General features: G+C 66.3%; 23 protein-coding genes. 13 read left to right on the top strand and 10 right to left on the bottom strand.

Translation table 11 applies throughout. From position 1 onward, the window contains the following. Window positions 1-111: 111 nt before the first annotated feature. The 3 genes from dxs to LMA02_RS19480 form a co-directional block, all read right to left on the bottom strand. A complete protein-coding gene (gene dxs / locus LMA02_RS19490) occupies window positions 112-2,016 on the bottom strand; it encodes a 1-deoxy-D-xylulose-5-phosphate synthase (protein WP_228909447.1) in 1,905 nt (634 codons plus the stop codon). Window positions 2,017-2,097: 81 nt separating this feature from the next. After that, window positions 2,098-2,982 carry a polyprenyl synthetase family protein gene (locus LMA02_RS19485; RefSeq protein ID WP_166722989.1) on the bottom strand — a complete coding sequence of 295 codons (885 nt, stop codon included), beginning with the start codon at window positions 2,980-2,982 and terminating at the stop codon, window positions 2,098-2,100. Beyond that, window positions 2,979-3,272, bottom strand: coding sequence for an exodeoxyribonuclease VII small subunit (locus LMA02_RS19480; RefSeq protein ID WP_006760428.1), 294 nt, complete (start codon window positions 3,270-3,272; stop codon window positions 2,979-2,981). Before LMA02_RS19480 ends, LMA02_RS19485 begins: the two co-directional genes overlap by 4 nt. A gap of 270 nt (window positions 3,273-3,542) precedes the next feature. Between LMA02_RS19480 and LMA02_RS19475 the strand changes: the two genes are divergently transcribed. Both LMA02_RS19475 and LMA02_RS19470 read left to right on the top strand, forming a co-directional pair. Next, complete coding sequence (locus LMA02_RS19475) at window positions 3,543-4,649, top strand: aromatic ring-hydroxylating oxygenase subunit alpha (protein ID WP_228909446.1); 1,107 nt, start codon at window positions 3,543-3,545, stop codon at window positions 4,647-4,649. 116 nt (window positions 4,650-4,765) lie between these two features. After that, window positions 4,766-5,635 (top strand): sulfurtransferase, encoded by an 870-nt coding sequence (locus LMA02_RS19470; protein ID WP_166722992.1) that lies wholly within the window; start codon window positions 4,766-4,768, stop codon window positions 5,633-5,635. A 51-nt stretch (window positions 5,636-5,686) separates the two neighbouring features. Here the strand turns inward: LMA02_RS19470 and LMA02_RS19465 are convergent, their stop codons facing one another. The 3 genes from LMA02_RS19465 to polA form a co-directional block, all read right to left on the bottom strand. Further along, window positions 5,687-6,562: a dienelactone hydrolase family protein gene (locus LMA02_RS19465; protein ID WP_228909445.1), complete on the bottom strand. Its 876-nt coding sequence runs from the start codon at window positions 6,560-6,562 to the stop codon at window positions 5,687-5,689. A 419-nt stretch (window positions 6,563-6,981) separates the two neighbouring features. Next, on the bottom strand, window positions 6,982-8,316 hold the full coding sequence (locus LMA02_RS19460) for an NAD(P)/FAD-dependent oxidoreductase (protein WP_228909444.1): 1,335 nt from the start codon (window positions 8,314-8,316) through the stop codon (window positions 6,982-6,984). Window positions 8,317-8,595: 279 nt separating this feature from the next. Further along, window positions 8,596-11,349: a DNA polymerase I gene (gene polA, locus LMA02_RS19455; protein WP_228909443.1), complete on the bottom strand. Its 2,754-nt coding sequence runs from the start codon at window positions 11,347-11,349 to the stop codon at window positions 8,596-8,598. 1 nt (window position 11,350) lies between these two features. Between polA and LMA02_RS19450 the strand changes: the two genes are divergently transcribed. Together LMA02_RS19450 and LMA02_RS19445 are read left to right on the top strand one after the other, a co-directional pair. Continuing rightward, window positions 11,351-12,109, top strand: a complete 759-nt coding sequence (locus LMA02_RS19450) for a TIGR00730 family Rossman fold protein (RefSeq protein WP_228909442.1) — start codon at window positions 11,351-11,353, stop codon at window positions 12,107-12,109. Between the two features lie 392 nt (window positions 12,110-12,501). After that, on the top strand, window positions 12,502-12,780 hold the full coding sequence (locus LMA02_RS19445) for a hypothetical protein (RefSeq protein ID WP_166722997.1): 279 nt from the start codon (window positions 12,502-12,504) through the stop codon (window positions 12,778-12,780). A gap of 168 nt (window positions 12,781-12,948) precedes the next feature. Here LMA02_RS19445 and LMA02_RS19440 read toward each other — a convergent pair whose 3' ends face one another. Then, the gene (locus LMA02_RS19440; RefSeq protein WP_228909441.1) at window positions 12,949-13,881 is read right to left on the bottom strand and encodes a LysR family transcriptional regulator; all 933 of its coding nucleotides are present in this window, start codon (window positions 13,879-13,881) and stop codon (window positions 12,949-12,951) included. 42 nt (window positions 13,882-13,923) lie between these two features. Between LMA02_RS19440 and LMA02_RS19435 the strand changes: the two genes are divergently transcribed. Genes LMA02_RS19435 through LMA02_RS19425 form a run of 3 tightly spaced genes read left to right on the top strand, consistent with a single transcriptional unit; the run spans window position 13,924 to window position 16,358 of the window. Then, window positions 13,924-14,505: a cupin domain-containing protein gene (locus LMA02_RS19435; RefSeq protein ID WP_228909440.1), complete on the top strand. Its 582-nt coding sequence runs from the start codon at window positions 13,924-13,926 to the stop codon at window positions 14,503-14,505. Window positions 14,506-14,556: 51 nt separating this feature from the next. Further along, window positions 14,557-15,360, top strand: a complete 804-nt coding sequence (locus LMA02_RS19430) for an SDR family NAD(P)-dependent oxidoreductase (protein WP_228909439.1) — start codon at window positions 14,557-14,559, stop codon at window positions 15,358-15,360. Window positions 15,361-15,386: 26 nt separating this feature from the next. Beyond that, window positions 15,387-16,358: an aldo/keto reductase gene (locus LMA02_RS19425; RefSeq protein WP_228909438.1), complete on the top strand. Its 972-nt coding sequence runs from the start codon at window positions 15,387-15,389 to the stop codon at window positions 16,356-16,358. A gap of 166 nt (window positions 16,359-16,524) precedes the next feature. Here the strand turns inward: LMA02_RS19425 and LMA02_RS19420 are convergent, their stop codons facing one another. Then, window positions 16,525-18,051 carry an AMP nucleosidase gene (locus tag LMA02_RS19420; RefSeq protein ID WP_228909437.1) on the bottom strand — a complete coding sequence of 509 codons (1,527 nt, stop codon included), beginning with the start codon at window positions 18,049-18,051 and terminating at the stop codon, window positions 16,525-16,527. 140 nt (window positions 18,052-18,191) lie between these two features. Between LMA02_RS19420 and LMA02_RS19415 the strand changes: the two genes are divergently transcribed. The 5 genes from LMA02_RS19415 to LMA02_RS19395 all read left to right on the top strand — a co-directional run bounded on the left by LMA02_RS19415 (window position 18,192) and on the right by LMA02_RS19395 (window position 21,713). Then, window positions 18,192-18,599: a hypothetical protein gene (locus LMA02_RS19415; RefSeq protein ID WP_006753400.1), complete on the top strand. Its 408-nt coding sequence runs from the start codon at window positions 18,192-18,194 to the stop codon at window positions 18,597-18,599. Window positions 18,600-18,706: 107 nt separating this feature from the next. Continuing rightward, window positions 18,707-19,705: a homoserine kinase gene (locus LMA02_RS19410; protein ID WP_228909436.1), complete on the top strand. Its 999-nt coding sequence runs from the start codon at window positions 18,707-18,709 to the stop codon at window positions 19,703-19,705. Further along, window positions 19,696-20,505, top strand: a complete 810-nt coding sequence (locus tag LMA02_RS19405; RefSeq protein ID WP_228909435.1) for a BPSS1780 family membrane protein — start codon at window positions 19,696-19,698, stop codon at window positions 20,503-20,505. Before LMA02_RS19410 ends, LMA02_RS19405 begins: the two co-directional genes overlap by 10 nt. Window positions 20,506-20,688: 183 nt before the next feature. Then, on the top strand, window positions 20,689-21,141 hold the full coding sequence (locus tag LMA02_RS19400) for a MarR family winged helix-turn-helix transcriptional regulator (protein ID WP_228909434.1): 453 nt from the start codon (window positions 20,689-20,691) through the stop codon (window positions 21,139-21,141). Between the two features lie 152 nt (window positions 21,142-21,293). Next, window positions 21,294-21,713 carry an organic hydroperoxide resistance protein gene (locus tag LMA02_RS19395; protein ID WP_006753396.1) on the top strand — a complete coding sequence of 140 codons (420 nt, stop codon included), beginning with the start codon at window positions 21,294-21,296 and terminating at the stop codon, window positions 21,711-21,713. A gap of 108 nt (window positions 21,714-21,821) precedes the next feature. Here LMA02_RS19395 and LMA02_RS19390 read toward each other — a convergent pair whose 3' ends face one another. Next, on the bottom strand, window positions 21,822-21,998 hold the full coding sequence (locus LMA02_RS19390; protein WP_006753395.1) for a DUF3563 family protein: 177 nt from the start codon (window positions 21,996-21,998) through the stop codon (window positions 21,822-21,824). An 81-nt stretch (window positions 21,999-22,079) separates the two neighbouring features. Then, entirely contained in the window at window positions 22,080-23,189 is a 1,110-nt protein-coding gene (locus LMA02_RS19385; protein ID WP_228909433.1) for a PHB depolymerase family esterase, read from the bottom strand. A 248-nt stretch (window positions 23,190-23,437) separates the two neighbouring features. On the opposite strand from LMA02_RS19385, the gene LMA02_RS19380 reads away from it, so the two are divergent. Continuing rightward, window positions 23,438-24,136 carry a phosphatase PAP2 family protein gene (locus tag LMA02_RS19380; RefSeq protein WP_228909432.1) on the top strand — a complete coding sequence of 233 codons (699 nt, stop codon included), beginning with the start codon at window positions 23,438-23,440 and terminating at the stop codon, window positions 24,134-24,136. Window positions 24,137-24,194: the final 58 nt, after the last annotated feature.

Raw genomic sequence — 24,194 nt, 5'->3', positions numbered from 1 at the left:
CGCGTCACGCGGTAGCCGGAAAAGCAACATGGGCCCGCAGGCCCATGTTTTCCGCATCAATGTAGACCGGTTGCGCCAGTCGCACTGACGCCGCCCGCAGGCGGCGCCAGCTTACGCGACGCGCTTCGCCTGACCGGCGACGTCGGCCGCCGGGCTCAGGAAGCGTTCGCGAATCGATTTCGCGATGCCCGCGCCGTCGAGGCCGCATTGCGCCAGCAACTTCGCGGGGTCGCCGTGATCGATGAACTGGTCAGGGAGGCCCAATTGTATTACGGGTCGGATAACCCCACTCTCCATCAGGGCTTCGACGCAGGCCGAGCCCGCACCGCCCATCACGCAGCCTTCCTCGACCGTGACGAGGTAGTCGTGCGTCTCGGCGAGTTCACGCACGAGCGCCGCATCGACCGGCTTCACGAAGCGCATGTTCGCGACCGTGGCGTCGAGCTCCTCGCCCGCCGCGAGCGACGGCGCGACCATCGTGCCGAACGCGAGAATCGCGACGCGCTTGCCTTCCGGCTGCGACGTACGGCGACGCACTTCGCCCTTGCCGAGGGGGATCTCGGTGAATTCCTTCACCGTCGCCACACCCGTGCCCGCGCCGCGCGGATAACGCACCGCGGTCGGGTTCGGCTGCTGAAGCGCCGTGTGCAGCATCTGGCGGCACTCGTCCTCGTCGGACGCGGCCATGATCGTCATGTTCGGGATGCAGCGCATGAACGCGAGATCGTACGCGCCCGCGTGCGTCGCACCGTCGGCGCCGACGAGGCCCGCGCGGTCGATCGCGAACACGACCGGCAGGTTCTGCAGCGCGACGTCGTGGATCAGTTGGTCGTACGCACGCTGCAGGAACGTCGAGTAGATCGCGACGACGGGCTTCAGCCCTTCGGTCGCGAGGCCGCCCGCGAACGTCACCGCGTGCTGCTCGGCGATACCGACGTCGTAGTAGCGATCCTTGAAGCGCTTCTCGAACTCGACCATGCCCGAGCCTTCGCGCATCGCGGGCGTGATGCCGACGACACGCGAATCGCGCTCGGCTTCATCGCACAGCCATTCGCCGAACACCTGCGTGTACGTCTTCTTCGCAGGCGTGGGCGACGGCTTGATGCCTTCGGCCGGGTTGAACTTGCCGGGGCCGTGATAGAGCACGGGATCCGCTTCGGCGAGCTTGTAGCCCTGGCCTTTCTTCGTCACCACGTGCAGGAATTGCGGACCGCGCAGCTCGCGGATGTTCTGCAGCGTCGGGATCAGCGAATCGAGATCGTGACCGTCGATCGGGCCGATGTAGTTGAAGCCGAACTCTTCGAACAGCGTCGCCGGCACGACCATGCCCTTCGCGTGCTCCTCGAGCTTGCGCGCGAGTTCGAGCACCGGCGGCGCAACGCTCAGCACGCGCTCGACGCCCGCGCGCGCGGCCGCATAGAAGCGGCCGGACATCAGGCGGGCGAGATGGCGATTCAGCGCGCCGACCGGCGGCGAGATCGACATGTCGTTGTCGTTCAGGATCACGAGCACTTTCGCATCTTCCGACACGCCCGCGTTGTTCATCGCCTCGAACGCCATGCCGGCCGTCATCGCACCGTCGCCGATCACCGCGATCGAGAAGCGGTCGTCGCCGTTCAGCTGGCTGCCGATCGCCATGCCGAGCGCGGCCGAGATCGACGTGCTCGAGTGCGCGGTGCCGAACGTGTCGTATTCGGATTCGCTGCGGCGCGGGAAGCCCGAGATGCCGTCCTGCTGGCGCAGCGAATGCATCTGGTCGCGGCGGCCCGTCAGGATCTTGTGCGGGTAGGTCTGGTGCCCCACGTCCCAGACGATCCGGTCGTTCGGCGTGTTGAACACGTAGTGCAACGCGATCGTCAGCTCGACCGTCCCGAGGTTGGACGACAAATGGCCGCCCGTCTTCGACACGCTGTCGAGCACGAACGCGCGCAGTTCATCCGCGAGCGGTTGGAGTTGGCGACGATCGAGGCGGCGCAAATCCGCCGGGTCGTCGATGGTTTTCAGCAAGTCGTACATCGTCGTTCCATTGTAGGAAATCAAACGCGCCCGCATTCTATTGCACGCACCGTAAGCGTGTGCGCAGCGGCGGGCTTCGCGTCAGCTGACCCGGTTCACTACCAGGTCGGCAAGTTCGGCGAGACGCTGTGCGCGTGCGCCGAACGGTTTCAGCGCATCGTGTGCTTCGGCGCGCAGCTGGGCTGCGAGCTCACGCGATGCGTCGAGGCCGAGGATCGATACGTAGGTCGGCTTGTCATTTGCCGCATCCTTGCCGGCCGTCTTGCCGAGCGTCGCCGAATCGGTCGTGACGTCGAGAATGTCGTCGACGACCTGGAAGGCCAGGCCCACGGCCCCTGCGTAGACGTCGAGCGCGGCCAGCGTTTCCGCCGACGGCGTGTCGCCGGCCAGCGCGCCCATCCGTACGGCCGCGCGCAGCAGCGCCCCCGTCTTCATCCGGTGCATCGTCTCGAGCTGCTCGCGCGTCAGCTTGAGGCCGACGCTCGCCAGGTCGATCGCCTGCCCGCCGGCCATGCCGATCGAGCCGCTCGCCAGCGCCAGCTCGCGCACGAGCGCGGCCTGTTGCACCGGCGACAGCGCATCGACGTCGGTCAGCGCGACGAATGCCTGCGACTGCAGCGCGTCGCCAACCAGCAACGCCGTCGGCTCGTCGTACTGCACGTGCACGGTCGGCTTGCCGCGACGCAGCGCGTCGTCGTCCATGCACGGCATGTCGTCGTGCACGAGCGAATAGACGTGGATCATCTCCAGCGCCGCCGCCGCCGCGTTGCGCGCCGCTTCCGTCGCACCGGTCAGTTCGCCTGCTGCATGGCACAGCAGCGGGCGAACGCGCTTGCCGCCGCCGAGGACCGCGTAGCGCATCGCTTCGTGGAGTTGCGTGGGCACCACGTTTTCGGCCGGCAGATAGTGGCCGAGTGCGTCCTCGACACGGTCAAGCACGGACCGCATCCATTGTTCGAATGTCATAGATCGTCGTCTTCGCCGTCCGTGGCGGCCGTTCCGGACGAAAGCGGCTTCAGCGTCGCGCCGTCGAGCACGCGAACCTGCTGTTCCACTTTCTCAAGCTGCTGTTGGCAAAACGCAACGAGGTTCGCGCCGCGGCGATACGCAGCGAGCGAATCCTCGAGGCTCAACGCGCCGCCTTCCATCCGGGCAACCAGCGTCTCGAGTTCCGCGAGCGCCATTTCGTAATTGTCCGGCAACGGTTCGGTGCCATTGTCGGGCGGCGTGGCGCCTGGGGATGCGGTTTTCGCCATGGACGAGGGTGTCAAATTTCAAAACAAGTCGGACATTCTACGGCAAAAGAGAATTCTCCGATCTGCCGACTTGGCCAGCCCGGCACAATTCCGGCCCCATCTTCGACGCACAGTGTGCGCCTCCCGATTGTCTCCCGACAAAAAATTGACACAAATCAGGCACTTAATCCTAGCCTTGCGAGGCGAACCGGGTATAATTGTCCGTTTCCCTAAATCGATTTTTCGATGGTTGGGTTGTTCACTGCTTTCACGCTAACACCGGGAGTGGGAATGTCCAATCTGAGCGACGCGCTTCAGTTGAAGTCGGCTCACAGCCAGCTTCCAGTCACTGCATATTTCGATGAAGCGCTACTCGAGCGCGAGATCGAAACCCTCTTCAAGAAAGGACCTCGTTACGTCGGGCACGAGTTGATGGTGCCCGAGGCGGGGGATTATTTCGCGCTGCCGTCCGAGAAGGAAGGCCGCGTGCTGGTCCGCAACCAGACGAACCAGATCGAACTGCTGTCGAACGTGTGCCGCCACCGGCAGGCGATCATGCTCAACGGGCGTGGCCACGCGCAGAACATCGTGTGCCCGCTGCACCGCTGGACGTACGATCTGGAAGGCGAGCTGCTCGGCGCCCCGCACTTCCCCGACAAGCCCTGCCTGAATCTCGGCAAGAGCCCGCTGCAGAACTGGCAGGGGCTGCTGTTCGAGGCCGAAGGCCGCAACGTCGCGCGCGATCTCGCGAACCTCGGCACGAAGCATCACTTCGACTTCTCCGAATACCAGTTCGATCACGTCGAAGTGCACGAGTGCGATTACAACTGGAAGACGTTCATCGAGGTCTACCTCGAGGATTACCACGTCGCCCCGTTCCACCCGGGCCTCGGCAGTTTCGTGTCGTGCGACGATCTCAAGTGGGAGTTCGGCGACTGGTACAGCGTGCAGACGGTCGGCGTGCACAACGCCCTCGCGAAACCGGGCAGCGCGACCTACCAGAAGTGGCACGAGCAGGTGCTCAAGTTCCGCAACGGCGTGCCGCCGGAATTCGGCGCGATCTGGATGGTCTATTACCCGGGCCTGATGATCGAGTGGTATCCGCACGTGCTCGTCGTGTCGTGGCTGATTCCGCGCGGCCCGCAGAAGACGACCAACATCGTCGAGTTCTACTACCCCGAGGAAATCGCGCTGTTCGAGCGCGAGTTCGTCGAGGCCGAGCGCGCCGCCTATATGGAGACGGCCGTCGAGGACGATGAAATCGCGATGCGGATGGACGCCGGCCGCCGTGCACTGATGGCACGCGGCGAATCGCAGGTCGGCCCGTACCAGAGCCCGATGGAAGACGGTATGCAGCACTTCCACGAGTTCCTGCGCCGCCACCTCGGCGATCTCTGAGCGCGCGCGGCGCTTCCGGCGCCGCCTCGCATTCGGCATATGAAAAGACGGGTTTCGGCCCGTCTTTTTTTGTTTAGACTTGGAGTATCAGGCCGTTTGCACTCCAGGGAGCCGTCATGCCACACACCCACTACACCACGCTCATCTCCGCAGCCAATCTCGCCGAACGTCTGGCCGCGGCGCCGGGCAGCGTCGCCGTATTCGACTGCCGCTTCGATCTCGCCGATCCGGCCGCGGGCGAAGCCGCCTATGCGGCCGGGCACATCCCGGGCGCGCAGTACCTTCATCTCGACCGCGACCTGTCCGGCCGCAAGACCGGCACCAACGGCCGCCATCCGCTGCCGACCCGCGACGCATTCGCGACGCTAATGGCCAGTCGCGGCGTCAAGCAGGGCCAGCAGGTCGTCGCCTATGACGCACACGGCGGCGCCTATGCGGCGCGCTTGTGGTGGCTGCTGCGCTGGCTCGGGCACGACTCCATCGCGGTGCTCGACGGCGGCCTGCAGGCATGGGAAGCGGCCGGCCAGCCGTTGGCAACCGACGTGCCGCACCCGCCCGCCGGCGACTTCCGGGCGGCAGCCCCGCTCGAATCGACGGTCGACGCGGCAGCCGTGCTCGCGAACGTGACGTCGGCCAAGCGCGTCGTGATCGACGCGCGCGCGCCCGACCGCTATCGCGGCGAAAACGAAACGATCGATCGTGTCGGCGGCCACATCCCCGGCGCACGCAACCGGTTCTTCAAGGACAACCTGAACGCCGACGGCCGCTTCAAGACCGGCCATGAACTGCGCGAGACGTTCACCACGCTGCTGGCCGGCACCGAACCGAACAGCGTGATCCTGCAATGCGGCTCCGGCGTGACCGCATGCCACAACGCGCTCGCGCTCGAAATCGCCGGGTTGCATGGCGCATCGCTGTATCCGGGCTCGTGGAGCGAATGGAGCGCCGATCCGTCGCGGCCGATCGCGACCGGCCCGACGCCGTAAAACACCGGCACTGCGCAAGATGACGCGGCGGCATCTGCCGCCGCTTGTCGTTTACATCACGCCGTACTTGTGGAACCACTCGATCGCCCGCTTCCAGCCGTCCTCGGCATCGCCCTTCACGTAACTCGGCCGGTAATCGGCGAAGAATGCGTGACCGGCATCCGGATACACGACGATCTCGGATTGGCGCGCGAGCTTCGAGTCGCTCGTCTGGATTGCCTTGCGCATGTCAGCCAGCGACGCCTGCGTGATGTTCGTATCCTTCTCGCCGTACAGCCCGAGCACCGGCACCTTCAGCAACGACGCATGATCGACCGGGTTGAACGGCGTCATCTCGTCGGTCTTGCCCTCGACGAATCCGTACCACGCCACGGCCGCACGCACGTGCGGATTGTGCTCCGCATACAGCCACGCCTGACGACCGCCCCAGCAGAACCCCGTCACACCGAGACGCGACAGGTCGCCGCCGTTCTTGCCGGCCCACGCGACGGTCGCATCGAGATCCTCGGTGACCTGGCGGTCGGGCACCTTGCTGACGATGTGGTCGACGAGCGCCTGGATCGTCGGGTACTTCGACGCATTGCCCTGGCGCGCGAAAAGGTCCGGCGCGATCGCGAGATAGCCGAGTTTCGCGAAGCGACGGCAGACGTCCGCGATATGCTCGTGCACGGCAAAGATCTCGTGGATCACGATGACGACCGGCAGGTTCGTCTTGTCGACCGGCTGCGCGCGATACGCGGGGATGCTCGCGTCGCCCGAGCGGATCTCGATGGTGTCGACGTCCAGCCCGGCGCTGTCGGTCGTGATGGTCTGCGCCGACACGGGCAGCACGGCCGCCGCGAAGGTGCCGCCCAGCGCGGCCTGCATGAACTTGCGGCGCGAGAACGGAACGTGGGGAACCAGGCTGTCGACTTCGGGTTTCAACATGAATGCACTCCTCGATTGGGCGCCGCCGTCACGGCCACGGATCCGACCTGACGGGGCATCGCGCCGGCGGACGGCGCGGATGTCGCGGCGGTGGGCACCCCGCCGCAAGCGGAAACCCGGACAAGATGCCCAATAATCCGTTGTCGCGTCAACTGTCAGATGTGTAAGACTCGATTACGACGGTGCGATCCCGTCACATCGACCACGGTGTCGATGGCCACCGACCGCCCCTCCCGTCCATGTGCGGCATGCGCACAACGAGCGCCGTTGCGCGATCGAATGCTTTCGGATTGAAACGAAAAGACGTGCGGCGCATGGTTCTCGCACGCGCATGGGCAGTCATTCTGCGCCCGCAAAAGACAACGGGCAGGAAACGCGCTCGATGCGCATTCCCTGCCCGCCCGGTGCACGAACCGCGGTCAGTGCAGCTTGACGCGCGGCAGCGTCGTGCGGCGCAGCCAGTGCGCGACCGTATCGAGCATCATGCGCGGATAGCCGTGCAGCGCCGCGATATGCAGCCGGTACAGCGACATGTACATGAACCGCGCGAACAGCCCTTCGATCAGCATGTTGCCGCCGATCAGCCCGCCCATCAGGTTGCCGACCGCACTGAAGTGACCGAGCGACACGAGCGAACCGAAATCGCGATACGTGAACTCGGGCAGCGGACGCCCGTCGAGCCGGCATCCGATCGCCTTCAGCAGGAAGCTCGCCTGCTGATGCGCGGCCTGCGCGCGCGGCGGCACGTTGCGTTCGTTGCCGGGCCATGCGCATGCCGCGCAGTCGCCCAGCGCGAAGACGTTGTCGTCGGTGAAGGTCTGCAGCGTGCGGCGCACGTCGAGCTGACCGAGCTTGTTGACCTGCAGGCCGTCGAGATGCGACAGCACGGACGGCGCCTTGATGCCGGCTGCCCAGACCGTGAGATCCGCACGCACCGCCTTGCCGCTCGCGGTGTGCACGACGCCGGGCGCGACCTCCGTCACGCGCTCGGCCAGCATCAGTCGCACGCCGAGCTTTTCGAGCAGTTCGGCCGTTGCGGTCGACACGCGCTCCTGCAGCGCCGGCAGAATCCGCGGCCCCGATTCGATCAGCACGATGCCGACGTCGTGCCGCGGATCGAGCTTGTGCAGCCCGTACACGGACAGCACCTGCGCGGTATTGCGCAGCTCGGCGGACAACTCGACGCCCGTCGCACCACCGCCGACGATCACGACCTGGATGCGCGGCTCGGCCGCGGCGCCCGGCGCGGGCTGCGACGGCGCCTGATGCTCGGCGCGCATGCACGCGGCGATCAAGCGCTTGCGGAAGCGCTCGGCCTCACCGACCGTATCGAGTGCAATCGCGTTCTGGGCCGCGCCCTGCACCCCGAAGAAGTGCGTCGTGCTGCCGATCGCGATTACCAGCGTGTCGTATTCCAGGTCGCGCGCGGGCAGCAGCTCCGCGCCGTCGCTGTCGTTGACGGGCGACAGCGTGATGCGCTTCGCCGCGCGGTCGAGCGCGGTCAGTTCGCCCTGCTGAAACTCGAAGCCATGCCAACGCGCCTGCGCCGCGTATTCGAGTTCCTGCGTGAACGGGTCCATGCTGCCGGCCGCGACCTCGTGCAGCAACGGCTTCCAGATGTGGGTCGGATTGCGGTCGACGAGCGTGACGAGCGCACGCGCGGGACGATTGGCGCGCGCGCCGTAACGGTCGCCGAGCCGCGTCGCCAGTTCCAGGCCGCCCGCGCCTCCGCCTACGATGATGATCCGATGCATCTGATTCCCCCTTTGCGATTCGAAACTGCTGCCGCCGGACGATGCAGACGCATGCATTCGCGCCGCCCGTTGGATTAACCGGTTCGGACATCATCGATGTGCAGTTCGAAACACTTCGATGCGTCCGATTCCGGAACGCGGGGCGCGCCGCCCCCGCGACAATGACCTGACTCACTTGCATTGTCCGGGAGCTTGCGCGTTGACCACAAGCAAACCATCTCGATATTCAGCATCCCTGCAACAATATGCCGCGGGAAGCGGGAATCGCGCGGGGGTGCGTCAGTGTGCCTCTTCCCAGTTCGCGCCGGCGCCCACTTCGGCGACCAGCGGCACCTTCAGCTTCGCCACACCGCACATCATTTCCGGCAGTTTCTCGCGCACGAGCGACAGTTCGTCGTCGGGCACCTCGAGCACCAGTTCATCGTGCACCTGCATGATCATTCGCGACGCGAGCTGGTCGCGCGTGAGCCAGTCGTCCACCGCGATCATCGACAGCTTGATCAGGTCGGCCGCCGTGCCCTGCATCGGTGCATTGATGGCCGCGCGCTCGGCGGCCTGGCGACGCGGGCCGTTGCCGCCGTTGATCTCCGGCAGCCACAGGCGACGACCGAAAACGGTTTCAACGTAGCCCTTCTCCTTCGCGGCCGTGCGCGTGTCTTCCATGTACTGCGCAACGCCCGGGTAGCGCGCGAAGTAGCGGTCGATATAGAGCTTCGCCGCATCGCGCGTGATGCCGAGGTTCGACGCGAGACCGAACGCGCTCATCCCGTAGATGAGCCCGAAGTTGATCACCTTCGCGATCCGGCGCTGGTCGGAGTTGACCTCCAGCGGCGTCACGCCGAACACTTCGGCCGCGGTTGCGCGGTGGATGTCCTCGCCTTGCGCGAACGCGCGCAGCAGCGACGCGTCGCCGGAGATGTGCGCCATGATCCGCAGTTCGATCTGCGAATAGTCGGCCGACACGATCCGGTGGCCGGGTGATGCGATGAACGCTTCGCGGATCCGCCGGCCTTCGGCCGTGCGCACAGGAATGTTCTGAAGATTGGGATCGTTCGATGCGAGCCGGCCCGTGACCGCGACGGCCTGCGCATAGTTCGTGTGCACGCGGCCCGTTGTCGGATTCACCATGCGCGGCAGCTTGTCGGTGTAGGTCGACTTCAGCTTCGACAGCCCGCGATGCTCGAGCAGCAGCTTCGGCAGCGGGTAATCCTCGGCCAGCTTCTGCAACACTTCTTCGTCGGTCGACGGTGCGCCGCTCGGCGTTTTCTTCACGACCGGCAACTGCAGCTTCTCGAAGAAGATCTGCCCGATCTGCTTCGGCGAGCCGAGATTGAACTCGCCGCCGGCCAGTTCGTACGCCTGCCCTTCGAGCTCGATGAGCCGCGTCGCGATCTCGGTGCTTTGCGCCTGCAGACGTACGTCGTCGATCAGCACGCCGGTGCGCTCCATCTTGCGCAGCACGAGCGATACCGGCATCTCGATATCGCGATACACGCGCTCGAGGCCCGCTTCACGCGCGATCTGCGGATACAGCGCCTGATGAAGCTGCAGCGTGATGTCGGCATCCTCGGCCGCATACGCGGCGGCCTGCTCGAGCGCCACTTCGTCGAAACCGATCTGCTTCGCGCCCTTGCCGGCCACGTCCTCGTACTTGATCGTCTTGACACCCAGATGACGCAGCGCGAGGCTGTCCATGTCATGCGTGCGGTGCGATTCGAGCACGTACGATTCGAGCAGCGTGTCGTGCTCGATGCCGTTCAGCGCGATGCCGTAGTTTGCGAGCACCTGCGCGTCGTACTTCAGGTGCTGGCCGACCTTCTTGCGATCGGCCGATTCGAGCCATGGCTTCAGGCGCGCGAGCACGTCGTCGATCGGCAGCTGTTCGGGCATGTCGGGGCCGCGATGCGCGACCGGAAGATACGCGGCCTTGCCCGGCTCGATCGAGAACGACAGGCCGACGAGGCGGGCGGTCATCGGGTCGAGCGCGGTGGTTTCGGTGTCGAACGCGGTCAGTGCGGCCGCATCGATCTTCGCGAACCACGCGTCGAATTGCGCCCAGGTCTGGATCGTGTCGTATTCGCGGACGATGTCCGCCGCGACCACGGGCGCCGGCTCGCCTTCCGGCGCATCGGCGCCGCCGCCTTCGGCGGGCGCGCTCTCGACTTCGCGCAGCCACGTCTTGAAGCCGTAGCGCGCGAAGATGTCGCGCAGCAGGTCGCGTGCTTCGCCGTCCGTCTTCAGCGACGCCTCGATCGATTCGAGATGCGGCGCGAGATCGCAGGCCGTCTCGACGGTCACGAGCGTGCGACCGAGCGGCAGGAAGTCGAGCGCGCGGCGCAGGTTGTCGCCGACCACGCCCTTGATCTCGCCCGCGTGTTCGATCACGCCGTCGAGGCTGTCGTATTGCGACAGCCACTTCACGGCCGTCTTCGGCCCGCACTTCTCGACGCCCGGCACGTTGTCGACGGTGTCGCCGATCAGCGCGAGGTAGTCGATGATCCGTTCGGGCGGCACGCCGAACTTCGCGATCACGCCGTCGCGGTCGAGCGTCTCGTTGGTCATCGTGTTGACGAGCGTGACGCGGTCGGAGACGAGCTGCGCGAGATCCTTGTCGCCGGTCGACACGATCACGTTCATCCCGTGCCGCTCGGCTTCGCGCGCGAGCGTGCCGATCACGTCGTCGGCTTCGACACCCTCGACCATCAGCAGCGGCCAGCCGAGCGCGCGCACGGCGCCGTGGATCGGCTCGACCTGCAACGCGAGATCGGGCGGCATCGACGGACGGTTTGCCTTATAGTCGGCATAAAGGTCGTCGCGGAACGTCTTGCCCTTTGCATCGAACACGCAAGCGCTATACTCTGCACTGACTTCCTTGCGCATACGGCGCAGCATGTTGATGATTCCGTAGAGCGCTCCGGTCGGCTCCCCGCCAGGGCCACGCAGATCAGGCATCGCATGGTAAGCCCGATACAGATAGCTCGAACCGTCAACCAATAGCAGGGTCTTACCTTCCAGATTTCGTTCTTCAGGCATTATGAACAAGAGAAAAGTGATTCCGAGTCTGCGTTCGCTCGCAGATCAAGAACGCGCGACGGCCAAGAAGGCGCGCGCATCGTGGCAGATGTTCACGATTATGGCAGAGTTTATCGAGGCGACCGAGTACCTGTCGGAGATCCGCCCGGCTGTCAGCATCTACGGTTCTGCCCGTCTCAAACCCGACACGCCGCACTACAAGCTCGCGGTGCAGATCGCGCGCAAGCTGTCCGACGCCGGCTTCGCGGTGATCTCCGGCGGTGGCCCCGGCATCATGGAAGCGGCGAACAAAGGCGCGCACGCCGGCAAGGCGCCATCGGTCGGCCTGAACATCGAGCTGCCGCACGAGCAGGCGGGCAACCACTTCCAGGACATCTCGCTGCGCTTCCGCCATTTCTTCACGCGCAAGGTCACGTTCGTGAAGAACTCCGACGCGGTGATCGTGATGCCGGGCGGCTTCGGCACGCTCGACGAACTGTCCGAAGTGCTCACGCTGATCCAGACGAAGAAGTCGCGCCTCGTGCCGATCATTCTCGTCGGCAGCGAGTTCTGGAAGGGCCTGCTGCAATGGTTCCGCGACCAGCTGATTCCGATGGGCCTCATCAATCCGGAAGACATGGATCTGATGCAGGTGATCGACGATCCCGACCAGGTGCTCGACGCCGTGCTCGCGTTCTACGAGGACAGCGGCGAAGAAGAAGGCTCGGACGGCGACGGCCAGCCGCCGCGGCCTGAAGAAGACCGCATGTTCTATCTGTAATTCGATCGATGTCGATGGCCGGCCTCGCGGCCGGCATCCGCACCCCGCGCGGCAGGCATGGCGATTTCGCCACCTGCCGCGTGTCATTTTGTAACGCCGCATTAATCCCGCTGCGCGTCCGCGCACCGCCGAATGTCAAATCAGGGCAGCCTGTGCCGCGCAACGTGGGTGCCCCGTTCCGCGCCTGCGCCCCGTCATTGTCAAATCGTGCGGCCCGCCATCGATCCTGCCGGACCGCTGGCCGGGAATCCGCCGTAACAAACACGCCTCGCCTTTTCCGCGCGGTGCCCGCACACTGTATCTCGTCGGCGTGGCGTCCCCCCGGTGGCACGATCCCCCCTCGCGTCCATCGCGTCGCGCCGGCCTCTTACAACGACATCACGGAAAACAACATGCAACGCTCGCTGATTGCCCTCGCCTTCGCCGGCCTCGGTCTTTCACTGTCCGGCCTCGCCCACGCCGTCAACGTCGACGTCAACATCGGCACGCCCCCGCCGGTCGTCGTCGCGCCTGCGCCCGTGGTGATCGTCGGCTGGCACGGCGACCGCTATTGGGACGGCCGTCGCTACTGGGAACGCCGCGAGTGGGAAGATCACGAGCGCCATCATGGTCACGAAGGCCGCGGCGGCTATCACTGCCCGCCGGGACACGCGAAGAAAGGCGAGTGCTGAACGATCGGCACACTCGCTCGACAGGCAAGGCCGCCCACGCGCTTCGGCGTCGGGCGGCCTTGTCGCTTTGAGTGGCCTGCACCGCGAACACCGCCCCCTTCTACCGGATCGCCCCGACCGCACCGCAAGAACGTCGTCAGACACCTCCGCCCTCGACGCAGCCACGCGTCATACCAGCGGATCCGCGAACGATAGCGGCGCGAGATCTGGATGCGCACCGAGCCGGGCAGCGAGGAAATCCATCAGCAAACGGCTCCTGCGCGGCAGATGCACGCGCTGCGGCATGCACAGATAGAGACCGTATCGACACGTGACGTGCCGGGTCAGCAGCGGCACGAGGCGCCCCTCGCGCACGTGCGCGTGAACCGAATAGCCGAAGAACTGGCCGATCGCGGCACCGCTCAACACGGTATCGAGTTCCGCGTCGATATCATTGGTCGCGATGAACGGATCGACCTGTCGCGTATCGATCCGACCGTCGACGAGGAACTCCCACGGAAACGGCTTGCCGGTGCGCGGATACAGGAAGGCGGTACAACGATGCTCGCGCAACGCGTCGATCGTCAGCGGCTCGCCATGGCGGCGCAAATACGCCGGCGCCGCACAAATCACCAGCTGCAGATCGGCGACACGCCGTGCAACCAGCCCGCTATCGGGCAGATTTCCGGTCCGCAGCGCGATGTCGATCCGCTGTTCGACGATATCGGCCATATCGTCGCTGACGATCAGCTCGGCCGTGACACCGGGCTGCCGGTCGCAGAATTCGCCCAGCAGCGGCGCGAGAAAACGCCGGGCCAGCGAATATGGCGCTGCAACACGGATCGTGCCGACCACGTGCGCACGATCGTCATCGAGTGTGCGCAACGCGCTCTCCAGCTCCCCGACGGCGCCGCGGCACTGGTCAAGCAGGCGTTCACCCTCGCGTGTCAGCACGATCCCGCGTGTCGAGCGCTGGAACAGCCGCACGCTCAATAGCGCTTCCAGCGCGGCGACCTGCTTGCTGGCCGCCTGGGGCGTCATGCCCAGTTCGCGAGCGCCCGCGCTGATGCCGCCCGCGACCGCGATACGGACGAATACCGTCAGCGCCTTCAAACGATCCATTCGCTGCTCTCCATCAAGCCCGGAACGCCCGGAAATTCGACAATGGCGTCGCAAAATCGGTCCGCCCGGTTGAATCGGTTTCAACCGGACCGACGCTATTCGCGCGGCGCCCGGCTTCGCACAATGGCGCTGTCTTCGCTACCCGGCCGAAACCGCCCGCACGCCATGAACACGCCCTCATTTTCCGTCGTTTCCCGGACCGTCGTCACGGCCGCATTAATCGTCGCCGGTGCGCCACACGCGATTGCACAGAAGACGGAAGCGAGCAATCGCGCCGCCGAGACGGTCCTGCTGCAAGCGACGCGCGCGTGGGACGGCTCGCCATACCGTGCCTACCCGTCCGGGCAACCGGAAATCACGGTCGTACGCTACACGATCCCGCCGCACGCGGTATTGCCGTGGCATACGCATCCGTCGATCAACGTCGGCTACGTGCTGTCCGGCCATCTGAGTGCCGTGCGCCGCAGCGACGGCAAACGACTCGCGCTCGGCCCCGGCGACGTGGTGCCGGAAATGGTCGACGGCGCCCATCGCGGCGAGACCGGCGAAGAGCCCGCCGAGCTCATCGTGTTCTATGCCGGCACGCCTGGCGTGCCCTTGACGGTTCCAGCCCGCCAGGACTGAGCACCGGCCCGTCACCGGTTCGTTTCCCCCTCACACGGAACACCCCACACCATGTCCGACTCCCCCCTCTTTTCACACCCCCGCGCCCCGGCGCGGCCCCGGCTCGACGGACGCGTCGCGCTCGTCACCGGCGGCGGCACCGGTATCGGCCGGGCGGCCGCGCTCGCGTTCGCACGGGACGGCGCCCGTGTCGTCGTGGCCGGGCGGCGCGCCGCGCCGCTCGACGACACCGTCCGCGCGATTATCGAGCGCGGCGGCGAAGCGTTCGCGATCGCCGTCGACGTCGCCTCCGCCGAGGGCGTGCGTGCGCTCGTCGACGCGACGGTCGGCCGCTACGGTGCGCTGCACGCCGCCTTCAACAATGCCGGCACGGAAGGCACGTTCGCCCCGATCGTGGAGCAGACCGAGGCCGACTTCGACAGCGTGATCGCCACCAATCTCAAGGGGACGTGGCTGTCGATCAAATACGAGATGGAAGCGATGCTCGCGCAAGGCGGCGGTGCGATCGTGAATACCTCGTCGTGGCTCGCGAAAGGCGCGCTGGCCGGTTCGTCGATCTATTCGGCCAGCAAGGGCGCGCTCGATGCGCTGGTGCGCGCGGTCGCGCTCGAAGGCGGCCCGCACGGCATCCGGATCAACAACGTGAACCCCGGCATCATCGACACGCCGATGGCGCGCCGCTTCGGCGACGACGAGATGTTTCGCCCGTTCGCCGCATTCACGCCCGCACGGCGGATCGGCACGCCCGAAGATGTGGCCGACGCGGCCGTCTGGCTCTGCAGCGACGAGGCGCGCTTCGTGACCGGCGAATCGATCCTCGTCGATGGCGGCTACACGATCGGCGGGATGCGTTGACCGATACCGCGACGGAGAATGAACCGATGGAATACGTGAGACTGGGAACGTCCGGCCTGAAGGTGTCCAGGCTGTGCCTCGGCTGCATGACCTACGGCGATCTGTCGTGGCGACCGTGGGTGATGAACGAGGAGGCGGCCCGCCCGTTCATCCGCGCGGCGCTCGACGCGGGGGTGACGTTCTTCGATACGGCCGACATCTATTCGGGCGGCGAAAGCGAGCGCATCCTCGGGCGCGCGCTGCGCGAATGCTCGACGCGTGACGACGTGGTGATCGCGACCAAGGCGTTCTTTCCGACCGGCGCCGGACCGAATGCACGCGGGCTGTCGCGCAAGCACCTGCTCGCGAGCATCGACGCGTCGCTACAGCGCCTCGGAACCGATTACGTCGATCTCTACGTCATTCACAGGTTCGATCCGGATACGCCGATCGAGGAAACGCTCGATGCGCTCGATGCCATCGTGAGGAGCGGCAAGGCCCGCTATCTCGGCGCGTCGTCGATGCATGCGTGGCAGTTCATGAAGATGCTCGCGTTCCAGCAGCATCACGGCCTCGCGCGATTCGTGTCGATGCAGAGCCAGTACAGCCTGATCTGCCGCGACGACGAGCGTGACATGCTGCCGCTGTGCATCGAGGAAGGCATTGCGTACACGCCATGGTCGCCGCTCGGACGCGGGCTGCTGGCCGGCTCGCGCGATGCCGCGACGACACGGGCCGCGACCGACCAGCAGATGGTGTCCTGGTACGACGGTCGCGACGCGATCGCGGCAACCGTGGACGCGGTCAGGCAAGTGGCGCAGGCACGCGGGGTGGCGCCCGCCCGGATCGCCCTCGCGTGGGCGTTGCGGCAGCCCGGCGTCACCGCGCCGATCGTCGGGCTGTCGAAGCCGCATCACCTGAGCGATGCGCTCGCGGCACACGACCTGGCGCTCGACGCGCGCGAAACCGCGCTGCTCGAAGCAGCATTCGACCGGATGATCGCACCGGTGCAATGGTGATCGCGGCCCCGGCGATCGGGTCGAGCCGAGGTGTCGAAGCGGCGTCGATCGTGGCCGGCACGCAGCCGCGGGCTGCTGGCCCGGAAAATCACGCGCGTGCTTGCGCCGGCCACCGGCCGATTGGGCAACGCCAGCGGTACCCGCGAGGGCCCGCCGGTCATCGCACTTACTGGAACGCCACTTCCGCGAAGCTGCGCAGCTTGCGGCTATGCAGCTTGTCGAGCCCGTTCGTGCGCAGGATCTCCATCGCCTTCACACCGATCTGCAGATGCTGGTCGACCTGCCCGCGATAGAACGTGTCGGCCATGCCCGGCAGCTTCAGCTCGCCGTGCAGCGGCTTGTCCGATACGCACAGCAGCGTGCCGTACGGCACGCGGAAGCGGAAACCGTTCGCGGCGATCGTCGCGCTTTCCATGTCGAGCGCGATCGCGCGGCTCTGCGACAGCCGCTGCACGGGTTCGCGGTGATCGCGCAACTCCCAGTTGCGGTTGTCGACGCTCGCGACCGTCCCCGTGCGCATCACGCGCTTCAGTTCGGCGCCTTCGAGCCGGGTGACCTCGGCCACCCCGCGCTCGAGCGCGAGCTGCACTTCGGCGAGCGCCGGGATCGGCACCCACAGCGGCAGGTCGGCATCCAGCACGTGATCCTCGCGCACGTAACCGTGCGCGAGCACGTAGTCGCCGAGGCGCTGCGTGTTGCGCAGGCCCGCGCAATGGCCGAGCATCACCCACGCATGCGGACGCAGCACCGCGATGTGATCGGTGATCGTCTTCGCGTTCGACGGACCGACGCCGATGTTGACCATCGTGATCCCGCTGCCGTCCGCGCGCTTCAGGTGATACGCGGGCATCTGCGGCAGCCGCGGCGGCGCGGCGCCCTCGACGGGCTCGCTGCCGAGGTTCGCGTTGTACGTGACGACGTCGCCCGGCTCGACGAACGCGCTGTACTGGCTGCGGTACTCGCGCACTTCGGGATCGTCGCTCTCCGTCATCATCGTGCGGCCGAGCTTCACGAATTCGTCGATGTAGAACTGGTAGTTCGTGTAGAGCACGTAGTTCTGGAAGTGCGTGGGCGACGTGGCCGTGTAGTGGCGCAGCCGGTGCAGCGAGAAGTCGACGCGCGCGGCGGTGAACAGCGCGAGCGGATGCGGCTCGCCGTGCTCCGGCTCGAACGTGCCGTTGACGATGCGATCGTCGAGGTACGACAGGTCGGGCGTATCGAAGATGTCACGCATCGCGAGCAGGCGGTCGCGGTCGAGTTCGCCTTCGAGATGGATGCCTTCGGGGAACGCGAAGTGAACCGGAATCGGCTGCGACGACACGCCGATCTCGATCTTCACATGATGGTTCTTCGCCAACAGGCGCAGCTGCTCGCGATAGTAATTCGCGAACAGGTCCGGACGCGTCACCGTCGTCTCGAACACGCCGGGGCCCGCGACGAAGCCGTACGAGCGGCGCGAATCGACGTGGGTGTTGACGTCGGTACGAATCCGCACGAACGGGTAGCACGCGCGCACGTGCTCGGTGATCGGTTCGTGGCGGCGATAACGCGCGAACGCGTCGCGCAGGAAGCCCGTATTGGTGTCGTAGATGGCCGACAGCCGCGCGACGGCGGCAACGGAATCGTCGAATGCTTCGACAGGCGGGCTCTCGGGCATTAGCATCCGGTGCCGGCGGCTCAAATCGTTCTTCATTTTCGATACCTCATCTGATCGAACGACATTACCACGGAACCCGGTCACGCTCATGGCCGCCTGCTTGCAAGTCGCTTGCACATGAGGGCCGGGCCGCGCCCAGTATTTGCTAAAATCGGTGGGTTCACTGGAGACTCATCATGAAGCCGCTCATTCTCGTCGCCGCTGCTGCCGCGTTTGCTGGCATGTTTGCCGCTGTCGGCACCGCTTACGCCGCGGGCAGCACGCCGGACGCCGACGCGCAGGCCCGGGCCGAAGCCAACGAAGCCGCCGGCCTGCCCGATCTCCGCAAGATCAACCGGCCCGGCGCCGAAGTCACGTCGAAAGTCGACTTCGCCGACATTCGCCGCACGCCGAGCTTCCATGAAAAGAGCAGGAACGGCACCGAGGTCACCGAGTATCGCGATCGCGGCAAGCCGGTCGAGATCAACGTGAAGTCGAACTTCGGCACGCGCTACCAGATGAGCTCGACGCCCGACACGTCGCCGAAACCGCACGACGCGGGCGTCCCGATCACGCGCCTGCCGTCGGTGAACCTGCGCTACTGATTTCCCGCCGCGCCGCGTCGGTCGCCACGCGGCGCACCGGCTCTCCCTTCACCTCCTGTCGCGCCGCACGCCGCGCGCGTGCCGACAACTGACCTGACGCATCTCGCATGGCCGTTTTCACCGCTGTTTCCGACTCCGATCTCGCGCAATGGATGCGCCACTACGAACTGGGCGACGTGCTGGCGTTCCGCGGCATTCCGTCCGGTATCGAAAACAGCAACTTCTTCCTGACGACGACGCGCGGCGAGTACGTCCTGACGATCTTCGAAAAGCTGACGGCGGAACAGCTGCCGTTCTACCTCGACCTGATGCGCCATCTCGCGAGCCACGGCGTGCCGGTGCCGGATCCGATCCCGCGCGACGACGGCGCGCTGTTCGGCCTGCTGCACGGCAAGCCGGCCGCGATCGTCACGAAGCTCGACGGCGCCGCCGAACTCGCGCCGGGGATCGAGCACTGCATCGAAGTCGGGCAGATGCTCGCGCGCCTGCACCTCGCGGGGCGCGACTATGCGCGCTACCAGCCGAACCTGCGTAGCCTGCCGTGGTGGCAGGAAAACGTCCCGGCGATCGTTCCGTTCATCTCCGACGCGCAACGCACGCTGCTCGAGGGCGAACTCGCGCACCAGGCCGCTTTCTTCGCGTCCGACGACTATGCGACACTCCCGAGCGGCCCATGCCACTGCGACCTGTTCCGCGACAACGTGCTGTTCGCGCACGCGGCGCCCGGCACCGGTCATGACGTCCGGCTCGGCGGCTTCTTCGATTTCTATTTCGCGGGCTGCGACAAATGGCTGTTCGACGTCGCGGTGACCGTCAACGACTGGTGCGTCGACCTCGCGACGGGCGTGCTCGACGTCGCGCGCGCGGACGCGCTGCTGCGTGCGTACCAGACGGTCCGGCCGTTCACGGCCGCGGAGCGCCGCCACTGGAGCGACATGCTGCGCGCGGGCGCGTACCGCTTCTGGGTGTCGCGCCTGTACGACTTCTACCTGCCGCGCGCGGCCGAAATGCTCAAACCGCACGACCCCGGTCATTTCGAACGCATCCTGCGTGAGCGTATCGCCCACACGCCCGCGCTTCCCGAGACCCATACCGCATGCAACTGATCGAAGTACCCGCGAAAGCGGGCTATGTCTGGTTCCGTCAAGGCATCTGGCTGTTCCGCCGGAACCCCCTCGCGTTCATCACGCTGTTTTTCACGTACCTGCTGGCCATCACGCTGGTGTCGATGGTGCCGGTGATCGGCGCGGCCCTGCCGCTGCTGTTCATCCCCGGCATCGCCGTCGGCTTCATGGCCGCGTGCCGCGATACGGTCGCCGGCAAGCCGGTGATGCCGACGATCCTCATCGACGGCTTCCGCTCGTACGGCTCCGCGACGACGCAGCGGCTGCTCGTCCTCGGCCTGGTCTATGTCGCGCTGATGGTGGCGGTGTTCGCCGCGTCGTCCCTCGTGGACGGCGGCGGGCTGCTCCACATGATGCTGGGCGCGACGAACGACACGAATCCGACGCCGGAAACGCTTGCCGCGCAGGGCACGCTCGGCGCGCTGCTGCTCGCGACGCTGCTCTACGCGCCGGTCGCGATGCTGTTCTGGTTCGCGCCGGTGCTCACCGCGTGGCACGACATCCCGCCCGCCAAGGCGCTGTTCTTCAGCGTCGTCAGCTGCTGGCGCAATCGCGGCGCATTCGTCGTATACGGGCTGCTGTGGTTCGGTGTCGCGCTCGGCTCGTCGTTCGGCCTGTCGCTGCTGCTGCAGGCGCTCGGCGCCGGCGCCTATGTGCTGACGATCATGATGCCGGTGACGATCATCATCGTCACGATGATGTACTGCTCGTTCTACGCGACCTATCGCGGCTGCTTCGGCGTGCAGGAACCGGGCGCCCCGACGCCCACGTCCGGCCGCTGACGCCAACTCGGCCGGCGCACGCCGCCGGCCGTCCCTCCCCCTCCCGGCCGGCCCGGCGCAGCTTTCGCGGATCCCGGCTACCGCGCGATCCCTCCCGACACTCGGCCCCTGTTCAATCGAATCTTTTGCGCGCAAAATAATTTGCGTACAAATCGTTAGCGCGTTCGCCGCGCCGCCCGAATCATGGACCGCCTGCCCCCGCTGCCCCAGACGCTCGACGAGCAACTGTGCTTCGCGCTCTACTCGACTTCGCATGCGATGACGAAGGCGTACAAGCCATTGCTCGACAAGCTGTCGCTGACCTATCCCCAATATCTGGCCATGCTCGTGCTGTGGGAACGCGACGACATCGCGGTGAAGGACATCGCCGCCCGCCTCGACCTCGACCCGGCCACCGTCACGCCGCTGCTGAAGCGGCTCGAGGCGCTCGGCTACGTCGAGCGCGTGCGCAGCGCGACCGACGAGCGCGTCGTGAACGTGCGCGTGACTGCGGAAGGCCGCGCGCTGAAGGACAAGGCAAGCTCGGTGCCGGGCGATCTCTTTTGCGCGATGCAGCAAACGCCCGAGTTCCTGGTCAGGCTGCGCGCGGATCTCCAGCAGTTGCGCAAAGCGCTATCGGCCGCCAACGAAGGCTGACGAGCCGATCGATCGCGAACCGGCCCGGTGCGTCAGCCCTTTCTTGAAAATTTCATTTGCACACAAATCATTTGTGTTCTATATTTTCCTCGTGGCCGGCGACACCTAGTCCGACCGGACCGCTTCTCCCCTTTTCCGACAGGAGCTGCACGATGAACATTCTGTACAAGACCAGCGCCACGAGCACGGGCGGCCGCGATGGCCGCGCGGTTTCCGCCGACAACAAGCTGGAAGTGAAGCTGGCTGCGCCGCGCGAACTCGGTGGCACGGGCGCGGAAGGCACGAACCCGGAGCAGCTGTTTGCCGCAGGTTACTCGGCCTGTTTCCTGAGCGCGATGAAATTCGTCGCCGGCCAGAACAAGCAGACGCTGCCGGCCGACACGCAAGTCACCGCGGAAGTGGGCATCGGCCCGAACGACGCCGGCGGCTTCGGGCTCGACATCGAATTGCGCGTGTCGCTGCCTGGGCTCGACAAGGCCGACGCACAGGCGCTGGTCGACAAGGCGCACCACGTGTGCCCGTACTCGAACGCGACCCGCAACAACGTGCCGGTGCGCCTGACGGTCATCTGACGCGCCACGCGGCGCCGAATGCAAAAAGGGCGTGTGCGGCTACTTGCCGCACACGCCCTTTTGCGTGATTCGCCGGACCGGCTGACGAGCCGGCCCGCGCTGCGCTGCTTAACGCGAGCCGAACGAGAACGGACGGTTCATCGCCGCTTCGCGATCGATCTTGCGCATACGGAATTCGAGATCGTAGATGTCGGTTGCTTCGGACAGGTACGCGTCGGCGCGCTCTTTTGCGGCCTTTTCAGCGTTCTTGGTCAGCATCAGGAAGAGGTGGCTCAGCAGGTACATGATCGATCTCGCAATCCAAGGGTTCTTTGACTAGGGTTTTCCCGAATTATAGGGAAAACCCTAGACCTTGGCTAGCGTCGATCAAACGGTGCGTCGTTCGGTCGCCACAGTCCGACGATTCTGTTCGAAAAAGGACCAGATCATCGCGCTCGCATCGGGGCCGACCGCCGCATGAAACGGCACCGCTTCGTCGCCGCCGGCCCACGCATGATCGAGCCCTTTGACGTGGCAAAGCCGCACGACCGACTCGCCGTCGCGGCGCACGTCGGTGATCTGCGCGCCTGCCTCGCGCGTCTCCACGCGCTCGCCGCCGCGCAGGGCGCCGCGGCTGTCCGCGAGCCCGTTCAGGCGCATGAACTGCACCGTGAGTTGGTCCGCGTTCTTCGGCGCGACGACATGGTCGCCGTCACCCTGTACGATCAGCGCGGGCATGCCCGGATACGCCTTGGCGTCTACCAGCGCGTCGAGCACCGCCGCCGGGTTCTCCCGCAGCCCGCGCCGCATCACGTCCATCGCACTGATGCCGGAATTCGCCTCGCCGAGCGCGGGGCCCGAGTGCAGCGCGACCGCCGCGAAGTGGTCCGGATGGTGCAGTGCGAGCAGCGCCGCCAGCCCCGCGCCGGCCGACAACCCCGCCACGTAGACGCGCGATGCGTCGAAACCGTGCTCGTCGACGAGCGCATCGACGAGCGAGGCGACCGTATCCGCTTCACCACGACCCGCGCGATCGGTATCCTCATACCAGTGCCAGCAGCCGTGCGCGTGCGCACGCTGCGACTGCTCCGGATACAGCACCGCGAAGCCGTGCTTGTCGGCCAGCAGGTTCATCCGCGTGCCCTGCGCAAACTCGTCGACCGATTGCTGGCAACCGTGCAGCATCACGACGAGCGGCATCGCACCGCGCCGGCGGCCGGGCGGGACGTACAGCCCATATGCGAGCTGCTGGACGAGGCGGCCGAGCGCGGGCGCCATCGGATGCTCGCCGCGCGTCCACTCGCCCGCCGCCCATGCAGCCGCACGCGGCCGCACGCGCGACTCGCGGAGCGGGGACGGATCAGTGGCGGCGCTCGAGGCCGCGGCCTCGAGCGTATCGCGCGCGATCCGCTGTGCATCGCGCGCCCCACGTTTGGCGGCCGGGGACAGCATGCGTTTCACGCCGCCCAGCCATACCTTCGTCAGACTTTTGGTCATCAATCGGGCTCGCAGTCAGGAAAAATAGGGTCACGATACTCGGTACATCGTTCGACTTTGTGCAATGCACCATAGCATTGTTTCTGGGATTTTTCCTGCACGCGGATAGTTCCCCGCAGCGCAAAAAACGGGCCTCGACCACCCGCAGCGCTATACTGGGGTTTAACCGCTTGTATCCGTTGTAGTCGTTCTTCCTGGCTCGCGCGTTGATTTAAGCATTCGTCCCGCCTCTGTCCGTTCCCTTCCCGATGTTCGACCTGTCGTCTCACCTGTGGATCACGATCACCGCGTTCGGTGGCGCCGGCCTGACCTTGCCGCTCGCGATCACGATCGCCGTGTGGCTGGCGCTCGGCTACTCGTGGCAGCGCGCAGCCGCGTGGCTCGGCGTGCTCGCGGCCGCCATCGGGGTCGTCGCGCTCACCAAGATCGCGTTCCTCGGCTGGGGCATCGGGATCCGCGCGTGGGACTTCACCGGATTCAGCGGCCATGCGATGCTGTCGACGTCGGTCTATCCCGTCGCGATGTTCCTCGCGCTGATCCGCACGCGCACGCCGGTACGGATCGCCGGCATCGCGCTCGGGCTCGCGGCCGGCATCGCGGTCGGCGTGTCGCGCGTCGCGCTCGCCGCGCATTCGCCGTCCGAATCGATCACCGGCTGCATCATCGGCGCGATCGCCGCACTGGTGTTCATCGCCGGCTCGTGGCAGGCGGTGCCGCACCGCTGGTCGGTGCCGGCGGTCGTCGCGAGCCTCGCGCTCGTCACCATCGCGCTGCACGGCATCACGGTGCCGTCGCACCGGTGGGTCACCCAGGTCGCGCTGGAGCTGTCGGGGCACGAGCGGCCGTTCGTCCGCGCCCGCTGGAAAGCCAACCCGAACTACCGGCCGGCGTCGCAGCCGTCGTCGTTGCACCGCACCGGGTCGTCGCCGCCGTCGCTGCACGCGTGACGGGCCCCGCGCACGCCATTCCCGCCGCGTTTCAAGTGTGAAGGTTTCATGCGCCCCG

The organism is Burkholderia sp. B21-005 (assembly GCF_020843965.1).
GTDB lineage: Bacteria > Pseudomonadota > Gammaproteobacteria > Burkholderiales > Burkholderiaceae > Burkholderia > Burkholderia ambifaria.
This window is presented reverse-complemented; position numbering and strand designations above follow the sequence as displayed.

Excerpts from the sequence above, each read along its gene's own strand:
- LMA02_RS19400 (WP_228909434.1), top strand. The coding sequence starts at position 20,689 with ATGGACCGCCTGCCCCCGCTGCCCCAGACGCTCGACGAGCAACTGTGC.
- LMA02_RS19390 (WP_006753395.1), bottom strand. The coding sequence starts at position 21,998 with ATGTACCTGCTGAGCCACCTCTTCCTGATGCTGACCAAGAACGCTGAA.
- LMA02_RS19440 (WP_228909441.1), bottom strand. The coding sequence starts at position 13,881 with ATGGATCGTTTGAAGGCGCTGACGGTATTCGTCCGTATCGCGGTCGCG.
- LMA02_RS19475 (WP_228909446.1), top strand. The coding sequence starts at position 3,543 with ATGTCCAATCTGAGCGACGCGCTTCAGTTGAAGTCGGCTCACAGCCAG.
- LMA02_RS19465 (WP_228909445.1), bottom strand. The coding sequence starts at position 6,562 with ATGTTGAAACCCGAAGTCGACAGCCTGGTTCCCCACGTTCCGTTCTCG.
- LMA02_RS19385 (WP_228909433.1), bottom strand. The coding sequence starts at position 23,189 with ATGACCAAAAGTCTGACGAAGGTATGGCTGGGCGGCGTGAAACGCATG.
- LMA02_RS19410 (WP_228909436.1), top strand. The coding sequence starts at position 18,707 with ATGGCCGTTTTCACCGCTGTTTCCGACTCCGATCTCGCGCAATGGATG.
- LMA02_RS19460 (WP_228909444.1), bottom strand. The coding sequence starts at position 8,316 with ATGCATCGGATCATCATCGTAGGCGGAGGCGCGGGCGGCCTGGAACTG.
- LMA02_RS19470 (WP_166722992.1), top strand. The coding sequence starts at position 4,766 with ATGCCACACACCCACTACACCACGCTCATCTCCGCAGCCAATCTCGCC.
- LMA02_RS19445 (WP_166722997.1), top strand. The coding sequence starts at position 12,502 with ATGCAACGCTCGCTGATTGCCCTCGCCTTCGCCGGCCTCGGTCTTTCA.
- LMA02_RS19420 (WP_228909437.1), bottom strand. The coding sequence starts at position 18,051 with ATGAAGAACGATTTGAGCCGCCGGCACCGGATGCTAATGCCCGAGAGC.
- LMA02_RS19405 (WP_228909435.1), top strand. The coding sequence starts at position 19,696 with ATGCAACTGATCGAAGTACCCGCGAAAGCGGGCTATGTCTGGTTCCGT.
- LMA02_RS19435 (WP_228909440.1), top strand. The coding sequence starts at position 13,924 with ATGGCGTCGCAAAATCGGTCCGCCCGGTTGAATCGGTTTCAACCGGAC.
- LMA02_RS19485 (WP_166722989.1), bottom strand. The coding sequence starts at position 2,982 with ATGACATTCGAACAATGGATGCGGTCCGTGCTTGACCGTGTCGAGGAC.
- dxs (WP_228909447.1), bottom strand. The coding sequence starts at position 2,016 with ATGTACGACTTGCTGAAAACCATCGACGACCCGGCGGATTTGCGCCGC.
- LMA02_RS19450 (WP_228909442.1), top strand. The coding sequence starts at position 11,351 with ATGAACAAGAGAAAAGTGATTCCGAGTCTGCGTTCGCTCGCAGATCAA.
- polA (WP_228909443.1), bottom strand. The coding sequence starts at position 11,349 with ATGCCTGAAGAACGAAATCTGGAAGGTAAGACCCTGCTATTGGTTGAC.
- LMA02_RS19480 (WP_006760428.1), bottom strand. The coding sequence starts at position 3,272 with ATGGCGAAAACCGCATCCCCAGGCGCCACGCCGCCCGACAATGGCACC.
- LMA02_RS19395 (WP_006753396.1), top strand. The coding sequence starts at position 21,294 with ATGAACATTCTGTACAAGACCAGCGCCACGAGCACGGGCGGCCGCGAT.
- LMA02_RS19430 (WP_228909439.1), top strand. The coding sequence starts at position 14,557 with ATGTCCGACTCCCCCCTCTTTTCACACCCCCGCGCCCCGGCGCGGCCC.
- LMA02_RS19415 (WP_006753400.1), top strand. The coding sequence starts at position 18,192 with ATGAAGCCGCTCATTCTCGTCGCCGCTGCTGCCGCGTTTGCTGGCATG.
- LMA02_RS19380 (WP_228909432.1), top strand. The coding sequence starts at position 23,438 with ATGTTCGACCTGTCGTCTCACCTGTGGATCACGATCACCGCGTTCGGT.
- LMA02_RS19425 (WP_228909438.1), top strand. The coding sequence starts at position 15,387 with ATGGAATACGTGAGACTGGGAACGTCCGGCCTGAAGGTGTCCAGGCTG.